The organism is Micromonospora sp. BS32, assembly GCF_059089345.1.
In genome coordinates, this window is the sequence record NZ_JBSSHR010000012.1 from 167007 (window position 1) to 180862 (window position 13856).

Annotated in this window: 15 protein-coding genes; 7 read left to right on the forward strand and 8 right to left on the reverse strand. The window is 74.6% G+C overall.

Annotated features, from left to right (window positions below; all coding sequences use genetic code 11):
- Positions 1-50: 50 nt before the first annotated feature.
- Both AC5RWQ_RS19365 and AC5RWQ_RS19370 read right to left on the reverse strand, forming a co-directional pair.
- Positions 51-1067 (reverse strand): ABC transporter permease subunit, encoded by a 1017-nt coding sequence (locus AC5RWQ_RS19365; protein WP_494284107.1) that lies wholly within the window; start codon positions 1065-1067, stop codon positions 51-53.
- On the reverse strand, positions 1064-2083 hold the full coding sequence (locus AC5RWQ_RS19370; protein WP_494284108.1) for an ABC transporter ATP-binding protein: 1020 nt from the start codon (positions 2081-2083) through the stop codon (positions 1064-1066). Before AC5RWQ_RS19370 ends, AC5RWQ_RS19365 begins: the two co-directional genes overlap by 4 nt.
- A 129-nt stretch (positions 2084-2212) precedes the next feature.
- Here AC5RWQ_RS19370 and AC5RWQ_RS19375 point away from each other — a divergent pair, with 129 nt between their 5' ends.
- A complete protein-coding gene (locus tag AC5RWQ_RS19375; protein WP_494284109.1) occupies positions 2213-3052 on the forward strand; it encodes an ABC transporter ATP-binding protein in 840 nt (279 codons plus the stop codon).
- A 65-nt stretch (positions 3053-3117) separates the two neighbouring features.
- Positions 3118-4020 (forward strand): ribokinase, encoded by a 903-nt coding sequence (locus tag AC5RWQ_RS19380; RefSeq protein WP_494284110.1) that lies wholly within the window; start codon positions 3118-3120, stop codon positions 4018-4020.
- 16 nt (positions 4021-4036) lie between these two features.
- Here the strand turns inward: AC5RWQ_RS19380 and AC5RWQ_RS19385 are convergent, their stop codons facing one another.
- Both AC5RWQ_RS19385 and AC5RWQ_RS19390 read right to left on the reverse strand, forming a co-directional pair.
- Positions 4037-4807: a hypothetical protein gene (locus AC5RWQ_RS19385; protein WP_494284111.1), complete on the reverse strand. Its 771-nt coding sequence runs from the start codon at positions 4805-4807 to the stop codon at positions 4037-4039.
- A gap of 51 nt (positions 4808-4858) precedes the next feature.
- A complete protein-coding gene (locus tag AC5RWQ_RS19390; protein WP_494284112.1) occupies positions 4859-5773 on the reverse strand; it encodes an NmrA/HSCARG family protein in 915 nt (304 codons plus the stop codon).
- Positions 5774-5829: 56 nt separating this feature from the next.
- On the opposite strand from AC5RWQ_RS19390, the gene AC5RWQ_RS19395 reads away from it, so the two are divergent.
- A complete protein-coding gene (locus tag AC5RWQ_RS19395; protein WP_494284113.1) occupies positions 5830-6294 on the forward strand; it encodes a MarR family winged helix-turn-helix transcriptional regulator in 465 nt (154 codons plus the stop codon).
- 47 nt (positions 6295-6341) lie between these two features.
- Positions 6342-7898: a dienelactone hydrolase family protein gene (locus AC5RWQ_RS19400; RefSeq protein ID WP_494284114.1), complete on the forward strand. Its 1557-nt coding sequence runs from the start codon at positions 6342-6344 to the stop codon at positions 7896-7898.
- A gap of 42 nt (positions 7899-7940) precedes the next feature.
- On the opposite strand, the gene AC5RWQ_RS19405 is transcribed toward AC5RWQ_RS19400, so the two are convergent.
- The 3 genes from AC5RWQ_RS19405 to AC5RWQ_RS19415 form a co-directional block, all read right to left on the reverse strand.
- The gene (locus AC5RWQ_RS19405; RefSeq protein ID WP_494284115.1) at positions 7941-8891 is read right to left on the reverse strand and encodes an alpha/beta hydrolase family protein; all 951 of its coding nucleotides are present in this window, start codon (positions 8889-8891) and stop codon (positions 7941-7943) included.
- A 94-nt stretch (positions 8892-8985) separates the two neighbouring features.
- Complete coding sequence (locus tag AC5RWQ_RS19410) at positions 8986-9357, reverse strand: DoxX-related protein (RefSeq protein WP_494284116.1); 372 nt, start codon at positions 9355-9357, stop codon at positions 8986-8988.
- Positions 9354-9836, reverse strand: a complete 483-nt coding sequence (locus tag AC5RWQ_RS19415; RefSeq protein ID WP_494284117.1) for a DUF6232 family protein — start codon at positions 9834-9836, stop codon at positions 9354-9356. Before AC5RWQ_RS19415 ends, AC5RWQ_RS19410 begins: the two co-directional genes overlap by 4 nt.
- A gap of 465 nt (positions 9837-10301) precedes the next feature.
- Between AC5RWQ_RS19415 and AC5RWQ_RS19420 the strand changes: the two genes are divergently transcribed.
- Positions 10302-10709, forward strand: a complete 408-nt coding sequence (locus tag AC5RWQ_RS19420; RefSeq protein ID WP_494284118.1) for a nuclear transport factor 2 family protein — start codon at positions 10302-10304, stop codon at positions 10707-10709.
- Here the strand turns inward: AC5RWQ_RS19420 and AC5RWQ_RS19425 are convergent.
- Complete coding sequence (locus tag AC5RWQ_RS19425; protein ID WP_494284119.1) at positions 10655-11179, reverse strand: DUF6232 family protein; 525 nt, start codon at positions 11177-11179, stop codon at positions 10655-10657. The genes AC5RWQ_RS19420 and AC5RWQ_RS19425 overlap by 55 nt on opposite strands.
- Positions 11180-11276: 97 nt before the next feature.
- Here AC5RWQ_RS19425 and AC5RWQ_RS19430 point away from each other — a divergent pair, with 97 nt between their 5' ends.
- Complete coding sequence (locus AC5RWQ_RS19430) at positions 11277-12050, forward strand: enoyl-CoA hydratase-related protein (RefSeq protein ID WP_334483123.1); 774 nt, start codon at positions 11277-11279, stop codon at positions 12048-12050.
- A gap of 109 nt (positions 12051-12159) precedes the next feature.
- A complete protein-coding gene (locus AC5RWQ_RS19435; protein WP_494284120.1) occupies positions 12160-13782 on the forward strand; it encodes an acetolactate synthase in 1623 nt (540 codons plus the stop codon).
- Positions 13783-13856 lie beyond the last annotated feature (74 nt).

A 13856-nucleotide genomic window follows, 5' to 3' on the forward strand; every position in this document is an offset into this window, starting at 1 on the left:
CAAGATCTTGTCGCACCCGGGCGGGTGGCCGGCTCCCCGGCACGGCACTGTCAGACCAGGTCGCGCCGGCGGAACACGGCGAACGCGGCGGCGGTGACCGCGCCGGTCAGCGCCAGCAGCACCAGCAGCGCCGGCCCCGCCGTGATGGCGTAGCTGCCGCCGGCGCAGAACGGGGTGCCGTCGCCGCAGTTCGCCGAGTCGTCCCAGAACATCATCCGACCCCTCAGCCACACCATCAGGTAGCTGGAGAGCAGCAACTGCTCCGGGCGGGGGGTGCCGACGATCTCCATCACCAGCCGCGCGCCCAGCTCCCAGAGCACCGTGTACGCGGCCACCACCCCGAGCGCCGCCGAGGTGTGCCGGCCCAGCGTGGCGACCGCGAAGCCACCCGCGGCGGCGAGCAGCACCACCACCAAGCCCCGGCCCCAGATCGCCCCGAGCGACTGCCAGAACTCCCCGTCCAGCCGGCCCGGCAGGCCGGCCGTCTGCGCGATCGTCCAGAACGTGGCGAGGTAGACCGCCGTCGCCACCACCGACAGCAGCGCCACCACGCCGAGCAGCGTGCCCAGCTTCGCGCCGAGCACGGCGAGCCGGCGCGGCCGCCACAGCAGCAGGTTGACCACCCCGCCGGAGTTCAGGTCGGCGCCGATGTAGGAGGCACCGACCAGGAATCCGAACAGCGCCAGGAACGCGATCAGGAAGTAGAGCAGCCCCCGGGCCTGCTGGGCGAAGACGAAGACGTTGATGAGGTAGTCGGCGGTCACCGGCAGCCGATCCCGCAGCGCCGGGTCCAGTTCGCTGCAGTCCGCCGGCAGGTAGCCGGTGTCCTCGCCGACCGGGATCTCCCCGCTCTTGATCCTCAGGCAGCGCTCGTGGTCCGCCTCCATGCCGCGGATCGTCTCGGCGGCCTGCGACCGGGCGGAGGCCAGCTCGCCCGGCGTCGGTTGGTGCGAACCGGCCAGCGTGGTCGCCGTGGTCACGGCGAAGGCCAGCGCCAACAGCACCACCATGAGCTGGACGAAGCGGCGGGCGGCCAGCCGCTCCAACTCGGCGCGGATCAGGTTCACGCGTCCACCCCCCGGGCGGTCGGCACGTCGAGGTCGATCATCGGCTCGTCGGGTCCCTCCCCGGGCAGCACGGGACCGCCCGGCTGCCTCGGCAGTGTCGGATGCGGCGCGGCGCCGGTCAGTTCCAGGAAGACGCTCTCCAGGTCCGGCCGGATCGGGGTCAGCTCGCGCAGCCACAGCCCCTGCTCGCCCAGCGTGCGGCTGATCAGCTCCGGCTCGTCCGCGCCGCCGACCACCAGCAGACCATCGCGCTCGGCGACCGCCAGGCCGGCCGCCCGCAGCAGCTCGCCGGCCCGCGCCGGCTCGGCCACCCGGATCTGCCACTCGTGCTGGTCGTAGCCCGCCAGCACGTCGTCCACCCGGCCGGCCGCCACCCGACGGCCCCGCGAGATGATCGTCACGTGGTCGCAGATCAGCTGGATCTCGGCCAGGATGTGGCTGGAGACCAGCACCGTCACCCCGGCCTCGGCCAGCGAGCGCATCAGGTCGCGCATCTCCCGGATGCCGGCCGGGTCCAGGCCGTTCGCCGGCTCGTCCAGGATCAGCAGCTCCGGGTTCTTGAGCAGCGCCGACGCCACCGCCAGCCGCTGCTTCATGCCCAGCGAGTAACCCTTGACCCGGTCGTTGCCGCGATCGTGCAACCCGACCTGGTCCAGCACCTCGTCGACCCGGCTGACGGGCACCCCGCCGGCCACCGCGAGCAGCCGCAGCGTCTTGTGCCCGGTGAAGTTGCCGAAGAACTGCGGGCTCTCCACGATCGCGCCGACCCGGCCGGCCACCCGGCCCAGCTGCTCCGGGGCCGGCTCGCCGAGCACGCTCATCCGACCCGCGTCGGCGTTGACCAGCCCGAGCAGGGCGCGCAGCGTGGTGGTCTTGCCGGAGCCGTTCGGACCGAGGAACCCGTGCACCTGACCGGCCTCGACCACCATGTCGAAGCCGTCCACCGCCACCCGGGGCCCGCGCCGCAGGGTACGGAAGACCTTGCGCAGCCCCTCGATCTCGATGACCGCGCTCATCCGCGGCCCCGCCGACTACGGTCGCGCATACGTCCTCCGGGTGTGGTGACCAATGACACGGGGCCTCACCCTAAGGCGGGGCCGCCGCCCGTGGGGGGCACCGCGCGGCCCGCGTGATTGGATGGCACGGTGACTGGTGACCTGATCCCGGGCGTCCCGCGCGCCGCCGCCCCCTCGCCCGTGGACGCGGATCTGGTGGTCAGCCTGGACGGCGTCGGCGTACGACGCTCCGGCACCGCGCTCCTGCACGACCTGGACTGGCGCGTCGAGCTCGACGAGCGCTGGGTCGTGCTCGGGCCCAACGGGGCGGGCAAGACGACCCTGCTCAACCTGGCGGCCGGCCGACTGCACCCGACCACCGGCGTCGCGCACGTGCTCGGCGAGCGGATCGGCCGCACCGACGTCAACGAGCTGCGGATGCGGATCGGCCTCTCCACCGCCGCCCTGGCCGAGCGGGTCCCGGCCGAGGAGAAGGTCAGCGACGTCGTCGTCACCGCCGCCTGGTCCGTGGTCGGCCGCTGGCGGGAGAGCTACGACCGCAGCGACGAGACGAGGGCCCGGACCCTGCTCGGGCAGCTCGGCATGGGGCACCTCGCCGAGCGGACGTACGGCACCCTGTCCGAGGGCGAGCGCAAGCGGGTCCAGATCGCCCGCGCCCTGATGACCGACCCGGAGCTGCTGCTGCTCGACGAGCCGGCCGCCGGGCTCGACCTCGGTGGCCGCGAGGACCTGGTGGCCCGGCTGGCCGAGCTGGCGTACGACCCGGACGCCTCGGCGATGGTCCTGGTCACCCACCACGTCGAGGAGATCCCGCCCGGCTTCACCCACGCGCTGCTGCTGCGCGACGGTGGGGTCGTCGCGCAGGGGCTGCTGGGTGACACGCTCACCGGCGACAACCTCTCCACGACCTTCGGCCTGCCGCTGGTGGTCGAGCGGCACGGCGAGCGGTACACCGCCCGCGCCGCCTGACGCGGGTCACGGACCACGGCGAGGTCCCCGAATCGCCGCCAGGTGCTTCTCGGCAGGAGGTCGTGGTGCGGCAGACCCGGGTGGTCGTGGTGGGCAGCGCGAACATGGACCTGGTCGCGACCGGTCCGACCCTGCCCCGACCGGGTGAGACGGTGCTCGGCAGCGAGTTCGTCATGGTCCCCGGCGGCAAGGGCGCCAACCAGGCCGTCGCCGCGGTCCGGGCCGGCGCCTCCTGCGCCTTCCTCGGCGCGATCGGCTCCGACGCGTTCGGCGTCACCCTGCGCGCCCGGATCACCGCTGCGGGGGTGGACACCGGCCAGCTCCGGGTGGTCTACGGCGCCTCCGGGGTCGCGCTGGTCATGGTCAACACCGTCGGGGAGAACGTCATCCTGGTCACCCCCGGCGCCAACGCCGCCTTCACCGGCCTCACCGACGGCGAGCTGCACGCCGTACGCGAGGCGGACGTGCTGGTCGCGCAGCTGGAGATCCCGGTCGAGACGGTGACCGCCGCGGCGGTGACCGCCCGCGAGGCGGGTACCCGGGTGATCCTCAACGCGGCGCCGGCCCGGCAGGTGCCCGCCGAGCTGCTGGCCGCGGTGGACCTGCTGGTGGTCAACGAACCCGAGGCGCAGGCGCTGACCGGCCGGGGCCGGGACGAGCCACGAGCGCTGCTGGACCTGGTCCCCCGGGCGGTGCTCACCCTCGGCGGGCAGGGCGCGTGGTACGTCGACCGGGACGGCGCCAATGTCCACGTCCCGGCCGTGCCGGTCGAGGTGGTCGACACCACGGCCGCCGGTGACGCCTTCACCGCCGCGCTCGCGGTGGCCTGGGGCGAGGGCCGGGACGTCCTCGACGCGGTGCACTGGGCGGCGGCGGCCGGTGCGGCCTGCGTACGCCGGCTCGGCGCCTCGGTGGCGCTGCCCCGCCGGGCCGAGATCGACGAGCTCTACACCCCGCCGGCCGGCTGACCGGTCGGGGTGGCGGTCACTCCGCCGGTTCGTCGGTCAGGCGCTCGCCCCGGCGGCGCAGCATGCCCAGGCCGGGGATGCCGGCGACGGCGAGCTTCAGGTCACGGGTGACGTCGAGCAGGTCGTGCAGGTCGGGCCCGACCCGGTCCAGGGTGGCCAGGATCGGCAGCACGTCGGCGGTGAGGTGCTGCTTGAGCTTCGGCAGCTCGTCGACCAGCCGGATGGCTGCGGTGACCTCCTCCTGGCTGAGCTCCGCCACGAACCGGTCCGCCATCGGCGCGCCCCGGCGCAGCGCCGGCTCGTACGCCGCCAGCAGCTCGCTGGCGACGCCGGCGGCGCCCTCCGCGACCACGATCGTGCCGGCGGCCCGGCCGGCCACCGCGTCCGCCTCGGCGACCACCGCGCCGGCGGCCCGGGCCACCTTCTCGGCCTCGCCCACCACCACGGCCGCCGCCCCGGAGACCCGCTCGGCCTCGGCGACCACCACGGCCGCGGCGGCGGCGACCTCGGTGGCGGTCTCGATTGCGCCGGTCGCGGCCGCGCTGATCACGGCGACCTCGCGGACCGCGCCCTCGGCGTCGGTGAGCACCCGGTCGGTCCGGTCCAGCGTCGCCTCGATCCGGTCCACCACGCCGTTGATCCGGCCCAGCAGGGCCTCCACCCCGTCGAGCACCGCGAACGCGCGGGCCGGCACGGCGGCGAACGAGGCGGCGGAACCGAACGCCTGGTCGAGGGCGGAGCGGGTGAGACCGACGACGGCGGTCGGGCGGGGGAGCGGAATGGCCATGTGACCAGTGTGCGTCGGGCCGGCCACTGCCGCCGGGCGGCGGGGTGGCGGTCACGTCCGGTGCGCGGGCGTCCCGGCCGGAGTGGGGTTGTCGCCGAGAACCCAGGACCTGCCGTCGACCCACTCGGGCAGGGTGTGCCAGCCGACCCCGGGGTAGTCCCGGCGGAGCCCGGCGACGTCGACGTCCAGGCCGACGGTGGTGAAGTACCGGAACATCGCCGCCAGGTCGGGGGAATACGCCTCGATCCGGTCGGCCGGGTACTCCACGTACCGCAGGTCCCGGCCGCAAGCGGCACCGAGGGTGGCGGCGATCTCGTGGCCGGAGCGCCGGTCGGAGGCGATGTCGATCCGCCGGCCGGCGAACTCGTGCGGCCGGGCGAGGACCAGCGCGGCGAAGGCACCGATGTCGACGGTGGGGATCAGGGCGAGCGGGATCTCGGCGGGCATGGGCCGGCCGTAGACGCCCTCCCGCAGGCCCTGCAGCGTCCACTCCTCGGCGTACTGGTCCATGAAGGCGGCGGGCGCGATGACCGTCCACGGGACGCCGAGGGTCGCCAGGTGCCGCTCGATGCGGTGCTTGCTGTCGAAGTGCGGGATGCCGGTATCTCGGTCGGCGTTGGCGGCCGAGGTGAGGACCACGTGCCGCAGTCTGGCCCGGGCGGCGGCGTCGAGCAGTTCGCGGCCGTCGCGTACCTCCTGCTCGACGTCGGTGCCGAAGGGTGTGGTGACGGCGAAGAGGGCGGTGGCGCCGGCGAGGGCGGTGTCGAGTGAGGAGGCGTCGGTGAAGTCGGCGTAGCGCACCTGCGCGCCGAGCCGCCGCAGCGCGACGGCGGCGGCGGAGTCGGGCCGGCGGGTGAGCGCCAGGACCTGGTGACCGTCCTGGAGCAGGGCGCGGGCGGTGGCCCCGCCCTGGGCGCCGGTCGCGCCGGTCACGGCGATGGTGGAGGGATAAGGTATCTGCGTCACGCAGAGAACGTAACTCAATCGTCTGCGCGACGCAGATTATTTTCTGGAGGGGCGGCATGACCCGAACCGAGCGGCTGGCGGAGCTGGAAGGGGAATCGCGGCGCTACCTCGCCGCGTACGTGCTGTTCAATCAGGCTGTCGCCGACGCGCTCGACATGCACCCGACCGACCTCCAGTGCCTCAGCCTGATCACCATCGAGCCGGGGCCGTTCACCACCGGCCGGATCGCTGAGTTGACCGGCCTGACCAGCGGCTCGGCCAGCCGCCTCGCCGATCGGTTGGAACGCGCCGGGTACGTGACCCGGGAACGGGACACCGCCGACCGGAGGCGGGTGCTGGTCCGTCCCGTGCCTCAGGCCGTACGGCGGCTCGGTGCCGTCTGGGACCGCCTCGGCACCGGCTGGACGGAACTCTTCTCCGACTACACCGAGGCCGAGTTGGCGCTGCTGATCCGGCACATGCGTCGTACCACCGAGCTGAGTCGCACCCAGATCGCCCGCCTGCGCGACGCCACCGACTGACCCGGCTGTCAGCGCTGCCGCCCGCCTGAGGACGGTAGGGTGCCGGCATGTCGGTCCGCCCCCTCGGCGTCGCGCCGGCCGTCCGCCCGGTGGCGGCCCTCGCCGTGCTCGCGGCGCTCGCCCTGGCTCTCGGTGGCTACGGCCTGGTCCGGGCCGGCTCCGGACTGACCACCCGGCACGTGACGGTCGCCGGAGTGCCGCTGACCGAGGTACGCGCCGGGCCCGCGGACGGGCGACGGCCAGGCGTGGTGATCGCGCACGGCTTCGCCGGCTCGGCCCGGCTGATGCGCCCGCTCGCCGACACCGTGGCCCGGCACGGCGCCGTGGCGCTGCTGCTCGACTTCGCCGGGCACGGCGCCAACCCCGCCCGGCTGCCCGGCGCGGCCCGGGACTCGACCGCGTCCCGGGCCACCCTCACCCACGACCTGGACGTCGCCCTCGCCCACCTGCGCGGGCTGCCGGACGTCGACCGGGCGCGGATCGTCCTGGTCGGCCACTCGATGGGAGCGGGGGCCGTCACCCGGTACGCCGCCGACCACCCGGAGATCGCCCGAACCGTCGCGATCTCCCTGCCCGACGCCGCTGACCTGCCGTACGGGCGCCCCCGGTCGCTGGTGCTGGTGGTCGGCGGGGCCGAGTTCCCCAGCTTCCACCAAGCGGCCAAGGAGGCGTTGCGACGCGCCCCGCAGTGGGAGCGGGGCATGACGGTGGTCCCGTTCACCGAGCACATCTCGGTGCTCTTCGCCGGGCAGACCCACGAGGTGGTCGCCGGTTCGCTGCCCGGCCGGGTGGACGGGCCGCCCCCGGAGCCGACCGCCCGGCTGGCCGCCGCAGGGCTGCTACTGCTCGGCTTCGGGCTCGGCTTCGTCCCGCTGGTCCGCCTTATTTATGGCCGGCGCCGAGACGCGTGGCGCGGAGCGCGCGCAGAAGCACCGGCCGCGGCCTGGCGTCCGCTGCTGCTGGCGCTGGCGGCAGCGGGGATCGCGGCGCTCGTCGCCGGGGCGCTGCCGACCAGCCGGCTGCCGCTCGCCGTCGGCGGGTACGTCACCGGGTTCCTCCTCCTCATCGGCCTGCTCCTGGCCGCCGCCGCCCGGTGGTGGCCGGGCCCTCCCCCGGTCGACCCCGTCGCCCCGGCCGTACCCGCCGCGCGGCTCGCGGCCCCGGTGGCGAGCGGGTTCCGCGCCCCGGTACGCGACGTGGTGATGGCGGTCGTGCTGACCGGGTACGCGCTGATCGCCGTCGCCGTGCCGATCCATTTGGGACTGACGTCCGCGTTCCCGGTCGGTGCCCGGTGGTGGCTGCTGCCGCTGGTCGCCGCCGGCTGCCTGGCCCTCCTGCTCGGCGCCGAGCAGGTCACCGCCGGCCGGAGTTGGCGGTACGCGGCGGTCAACGGGATCGCCGTGCTCGCCCTCACCGTCGCCGCCGTGGTCGGGCTGGCGCCCGGCTTCGTGCTGCTGGTGGTGCCGCTCTTCGCGGTGCTCGTCGGCTGGCAGGCCGCCTGGGCGGCGGTGCTGCGCCGCGCCGGTGCGCCGGCCTGGCTGCCCGCCCTGGTCGGCGCGGCCCTGCTGGCCTGGCCGGTCGCCACCACCCTGCCGCTGGGCTGACCGGCCGGTCGGGGGCGGGGTCGCCGCCCCCGACCGGGCAGCTCAGCGGACGCCCTCGAAGCTGACCTGCGGGTCGTTCTGCGCCGGAGCACCCCACACCGCGTCGTCGTAGCCGGCGTCGTCGGCGAGATAGCGCAGGAACCACTCGGTGAGCAGCCGCCGGGCGATCGGCAGCTGGATGGCCCGGGTGATGCCGCCGCTGTCGCAGAAGAAGGACGAGCTGTCCATGAAGCCACAGTGGAAGCCGCCCTTGATGATCCGCAGCTGCTTGGTGGGCGGCTTCGCCTCGTAGATGGGGCGCTGGTGGTCGGCGACCCCGGCGATGGTGTCGCGGTCCCCGGCCACCAGCCGGACCGGGACGGTCAGCGTCGCGGCGGCCGCCTTCGCCGACGGGTTGGTCTCCGCTGCGGCGAGGTTGGCCACCGCGACGACCTTCGGGTTGCGGGCCGCGGCGAGGACGCTCGCGCCGCCGCCCATCGAGTGACCGGAGAGGCCGAGCCGGTCGGCGCGGACGTGCCCGGCGAACCGGGAGCCGGTCGTGGTGTCCTGGGCGACGGTCCAGGTCAGCGCGGCGTTCAGGTCGTCGGCGAAGGCGCCGTGGTCGGGGGAGAACCCGCCCTGGGAGGTGGGGGCGAGCACGATGAAGCCCCAGGAGGCCAGGTGGCCGAGGGTTCCGTAGTACTTCGACACGCCCTGGAGGAAGCCGTGGCCGAAGGCGATCACCGGGAAGCGCCCGGCGGCGACCGGTTGACCGCTGCCCGCGGCGGGGGCCGGGTAGTAGATCCGGGCCGAGAACGAGCGGCCGGCCGCGCTGACCGTGGTGTCGACATAGCCGGCGGCGTACCCGCCGGGTGCCGAGGGATCGGCGGCGGCCGGCACCGGCGCGGCGGCCTGCGGCGGTGCGGCGGCCTGCGGCGGTGCGGCGGTGGCGGCGGTGCCGGGCAGCAGCAGGACGAGGGCCGCCGCGACGGCGACGGCGGGTCTTTTCCACATGACAGCCTCCCCAGGTCGATGAATGTCACTGTCCATCGAGGAGAGCACTTCAGGGCGGCGCTGCCCACCACCCGCTTTCGCAATAACCGGGGTGTTATGACCGGGTACGCGCGACCCGCAGCCCCCACCAGATCAGCGGCGCCTGCAGCGGCAGCCGGCCGTACGCGACGGCCCGCCGGGCCGGCCCCTTGTCCCGCCAGTCCGCCGCCATCTGCACGTTGGCCGGCAGCACCGCGGCGAAGAGCGCGGCGGCGGCCAGCCCACCGTGCCGGCGGGTGGCCGGATGGGCGACCGCGGCCGCCACCGCCAGCTCGGCGACCCCGCTGGCGTACGTCCAGAAGCGGGCCGGTCCGGGCAGCGCGCGGGGCACGATCCGGTCGTAGGAGCGGGGCCTGGCGAAGTGGGTGAGGCCGGCGGTGGCCAGCAGGCCGGCCAGCGCGGCCGCCTCGCCGCGACGGGTGCTCATCGATGCTCTCCCTGCTGTTCGACGGCGCGCTGCACGGCCCGGTAGATCTGCCCGAACCGTAGCGCGTCGGGGGTGCGCACCAGCATCTCCTCCTGCCCGTGGTGCTGCACCCACAGCTCGTGCACCCGGTTGCCGCGTTCGTAGGAGCGGTCCAGCCAGCTCAACGGCAGCTCCAGGAACGGGGTCAGGGCCAGCGCGCCGACCGCGCAGGCGGCCAGGATGACCAGGGCCAGCTTCCAGTTGCCGCGGTCCTGCGCCGACCAGGCCAGCGACACCACGCAGACCAGTGCGACCAGCGGGGGCAGCGAGAGCAGCAGGACCAGCACGCCCCGACCCAGGACCCGACCCCGCACGGCCAGGCTGGTGGCCCCCTTGGCGTGCCAGACGTACGTCACGTCGGAGATCCGGACCGACCGCCCGCCGGCGAGGATCGACTCGGAGGTCACCTGGACGCGGTCGTCCCGGTAATAGAGGGTCATCACTAAGCCTAACCACCCGCGGGCAACTGCCGTCCCCTCCCCGGTTCCGCCCCGGCCCCGCGCTCGGTGACCCCGAACCGGCCCATCCGGACGCTACAAACTTGATGACGTGAACGAATCACGCCGCCTGCGGCGCTCGCGACGAGCACCCGCTCCTGGATGGCCGACCTGTCCGGCCACGCCCCACCACGGCACACCCGCCCACGTCTCAGGTGATTCGCCTACGTCATCAAGTTCGTAGCGTCCGATGGGACGCCTTCGCCCGCCGCCCGCCGGCCCGCCCGCCGCCCGCCGGCCCGCCCGCCGCCCGCCGGCCCGCCCGCCGCCCGCCGGCCCGCCCGCCGGCCGCACGGCTCGGCCTGGCGCACGGCTTGGCCTGGCGCGGGGGGAAGGCCGGGGCCGTGGGGAACGGGCGCCGCGGCGGCGGCGGCGCCGCGGCGGGGGGACGGCGTAGCGTCGGGGCGCATGGGGGACGGTGAGCGGGAGCGCAACGTCGAGACGGTCCGCCGCTACCTGCGGACCTTCGTCACCAAGGATCTCGACGAGTTGGCCGAGGTGGTCGCCGAGGACGTGGAGATCTACGGCTCGGGCACGGCGGTGCGCGGCCGGAGCTTCGTCGAGGGCGCCGTGCTGTCGCCGGGGCTGACGGTGCTCGACCAGGAGATCGTCGAGCTGTACGCGGCCGACGACCGGGTGGTCGTCTCCTTCGCCCAGACCTACCGGCGGGACGCGACCGGGGCGACCGCGGTGCAGAGCGGCTGCAAGATGTACCGGCTGGCCGGCGGCCGGATCGTCCAGTTCTGGGGCGAGCAGGATCTCTACGGCCTGCTGCGCGGGCTCGGGCTGCTCCCCGACGGGCCGATCCGGTTCTGAGCCGGGCGCGGGGCCGGGCCGGCGTTCTCCATCGCCCGCTGCACCGCCCGGTAGATCTTGCCGAAGCGCAGCGCGTCCCCGGTCCGCAGCAGCAGCACGGGGTGCCCGCGCCAGCGGGCCCACATCTCCCACTGCCGGCTGCCCCGCACGTACGACCGGTCGAGGTGCTCGAAGAGGAAGTCGGCGAGCGGGCCGACGGCCAGTCCGACCAGCACCGAGGCGCCGACGATGGCGACCGTGACCGTGAGGGAACGGTGCAGCCAGACGGCGAGCGCCACGCCGAGCAGCGCGGCGACCAGGGGCCCGGCCAGCGCCACGCCGATCGCGCCCCGGCCGGCGAGGACCCGCCAGGAGCGGTCGCCCCGCCGGTGCCAGACCATGCCGATCTCCGCGAGCGGGTAGGCCCGCCCGTCGACCCGGATCGCGGTGGAGTCGATCCGCACGGACCTGTCGTCGTAGTACGTGATCATGGCTGGACTCCCGGGATCGGGGCTGACACCAGACTACGTACCCCAACGACCGGGCCGTAAGGTTGGCACGCGACTTCGACGAGGAAGTGAGGGCAGCGTGAGCGAGTTCGTGCGGCTGGAATCCAAGGACGGCATCGGCACCATCCGGCTGGAGCGGCCACCGATGAACGCCCTCAACACCCAGGTGCAGGAGGAGTTGCGCGCCGCCGCCGCGGCCGCGACCGCCGACCCGGGCGTCCGCGCCGTCATCGTGTACGGCGGGGAGAAGGTCTTCGCCGCCGGCGCGGACATCAAGGAGATGGCCGACATGTCCTACGTGGACATGTCGGAGCGGGCGGCCGACCTCTCCAGCGCGCTCGGCGCGATCGCCCGGATCCCCAAGCCGGTGGTCGCCGCAATCACCGGGTACGCCCTCGGTGGCGGCTGCGAGCTGGCGCTGGCCTGCGACTGGCGGGTGGTGGCCGAGGACGCCAAGCTCGGCCAGCCGGAGATCCGGCTGGGCATCATCCCCGGCGCCGGCGGCACCCAGCGGCTGGCCCGCCTGGTCGGCCCGGCCCGCGCCAAGGATCTGATCATGTCCGGCCGGATGGTCGACGCGCAGGAGGCGCTGCGGATCGGCCTGGCCGACCGGGTGGTCCCGGCCGCCGAGGTCTACGAGGCCGCGGTGGCCCTGGTGACGCCGTTCCTGACCGGGCCGGTGCAGGCGCTGCGGGCAGCCAAGCTCGCCGTCGACGGCGGCCTGGACATGGACCTGAACTCCGGCCTGGCCTGGGAGAGCCAGCTCTTCGCGGCGCTCTTCGCCACCGACGACCGGCGCGAGGGCATGGCCGCCTTCGTCGAGAAGCGCAAGCCCGACTTCACCGGGCGCTGAGCCGGGCCGGGTCGGCGGCGCCCGCCGCGCCGCCGACCCGAGAACGGTTCACATCGTCGGTACCGGCCAGTAGCGTGTGACATTCGGTCATGGGACGAGGGGAGCGGCGATGACGCAGCGGGTCGAGGGTCACGGCGGAGAGTTGGCGCTGGCCGCCCTGCGCGCCCACGGCGTACGGGAGATGTTCACTCTCTCCGGCGGGCACGTCTTCCCGCTCTACGACGCGGCGCACAAGGCCGGCTTCCCGATCTACGACGTGCGGCACGAGCAGTCCGCGGTCTTCGCCGCCGAGGCGGTGGCCAAGCTTCAGCGCCGCCCCGGTCTCGCCGTGCTCACCGCCGGCCCGGGCGTCACCAACGGCATCTCGGGCCTGACCAGCGCGTTCTTCAACGCCTCCCCGGTGCTGGTGCTGGGCGGGCGGGCCCCGCAGTTCCGCTGGGGCTCCGGCAGCCTCCAGGAGATGGACCACCTGCCGCTGGTCGCCCCGGTCACCAAGCACGCCGAGACGGTCTTCAGCGCCGACGACATCCCGCGCGCCGTCACCGCCGCCCTGGCCGCCGCGCTCACCCCGCACCGCGGCCCGGCCTTCCTCGACTTCCCGCTCGAAGCGGTCTTCTCCGTCGGCGACGCCGAGCTGCCCGCGCCGGCCACCGTCGACCCGGTCGAGCCCGACCCGGACGAGGTGGCCCGGGCGGCCCGGCTGATCGCCGCCGCCGAACGGCCCGTGATCATCGCCGGCTCGGATGTGTACGCCGGTGACGCCGTCGCCGCGCTCCGCGAGGCCGCCGAGGCCCTCCAGGTGCCGGTCTTCACCAACGGCATGGGCCGCGGCGCGCTGCCCCCGCAGCACCCGCTCGCCTTCGCGAAGGCCCGCCGGCCCGCCCTCTCCGGCGCCGACGTGGTCGTGGTGGTCGGCACCCCGCTGGACTTCCGGCTCGGCTTCGGCGACTTCGGCGAGGCGACCGTGGTGCACATCGTGGACGCCCCGACCCAGCGGGCCTCGCACGTGCGGACCGCCGCCAGCCCCGCCGGCGACCTGCGGCTGATTCTCTCCGCGCTGGCCGACCATCCCGGCGACCGGACCGACCACACCGACTGGATCGCCCAGCTGCGCACGGCCGAGGACGCCGCGAAGGCCCGCGACGCGAAGGAGATGGCCGCCGAGACCGACCCGATCCGACCGGCCCGGGTCTACGGCGAACTGCGCAAGGTCCTCGCCACCGACGCGATCACCATCGGCGACGGCGGCGACTTCGTCTCGTACGCCGGGCGCTACCTCGAGCCGGCGCAGCCCGGCACGTGGCTCGACCCCGGCCCGTACGGCTGCCTCGGCACCGGGATGGGCTACGCGATGGGGGCCCGGGTCACCCACCCCGACCGGCAGATCTGCGTGCTGATGGGCGACGGTGCCGCCGGCTTCTCGCTGATGGACGTGGAGTCCCTGGTCCGGCAGAAGCTGCCGGTGGTGATCGTGGTCGGCAACAACGGCATCTGGGGGCTGGAGAAGCACCCGATGCACGCCATGTACGGCTACGACGTCGCCGCCAACCTCCAGCCCGAGCTGCGCTACGACAAGGTCGTCGAGGCGCTCGGCGGCGCCGGCGAGACGGTGGCCAAGGCCGCCGACCTCGGCCCGGCCCTGGCCCGGGCGTTCGACGCCGGGGTGCCGTACCTGGTGAACGTGCTGACCGATCCGGCCGACGCGTACCCCCGCTCGTCGAACCTGGCCTGACCGGCGCCGCGACCGCCGCCGCCGGGTGACCGGCACGGCGGTCGCGTTCTGTCAGCAGCTAAATCAGCGGAATG

What these genes read in the sequence shown, in the direction of transcription:
- AC5RWQ_RS19370 (WP_494284108.1), bottom strand. Translation starts at nt 2,083, where the DNA reads ATGAGCGCGGTCATCGAGATCGAGGGGCTGCGCAAGGTCTTCCGTACC.
- AC5RWQ_RS19385 (WP_494284111.1), bottom strand. Translation starts at nt 4,807, where the DNA reads ATGGCCATTCCGCTCCCCCGCCCGACCGCCGTCGTCGGTCTCACCCGC.
- AC5RWQ_RS19395 (WP_494284113.1), top strand. Translation starts at nt 5,830, where the DNA reads ATGACCCGAACCGAGCGGCTGGCGGAGCTGGAAGGGGAATCGCGGCGC.
- AC5RWQ_RS19400 (WP_494284114.1), top strand. Translation starts at nt 6,342, where the DNA reads ATGTCGGTCCGCCCCCTCGGCGTCGCGCCGGCCGTCCGCCCGGTGGCG.
- AC5RWQ_RS19405 (WP_494284115.1), bottom strand. Translation starts at nt 8,891, where the DNA reads ATGTGGAAAAGACCCGCCGTCGCCGTCGCGGCGGCCCTCGTCCTGCTG.
- AC5RWQ_RS19410 (WP_494284116.1), bottom strand. Translation starts at nt 9,357, where the DNA reads ATGAGCACCCGTCGCGGCGAGGCGGCCGCGCTGGCCGGCCTGCTGGCC.
- AC5RWQ_RS19415 (WP_494284117.1), bottom strand. Translation starts at nt 9,836, where the DNA reads ATGACCCTCTATTACCGGGACGACCGCGTCCAGGTGACCTCCGAGTCG.
- AC5RWQ_RS19420 (WP_494284118.1), top strand. Translation starts at nt 10,302, where the DNA reads ATGGGGGACGGTGAGCGGGAGCGCAACGTCGAGACGGTCCGCCGCTAC.
- AC5RWQ_RS19425 (WP_494284119.1), bottom strand. Translation starts at nt 11,179, where the DNA reads ATGATCACGTACTACGACGACAGGTCCGTGCGGATCGACTCCACCGCG.
- AC5RWQ_RS19435 (WP_494284120.1), top strand. Translation starts at nt 12,160, where the DNA reads ATGACGCAGCGGGTCGAGGGTCACGGCGGAGAGTTGGCGCTGGCCGCC.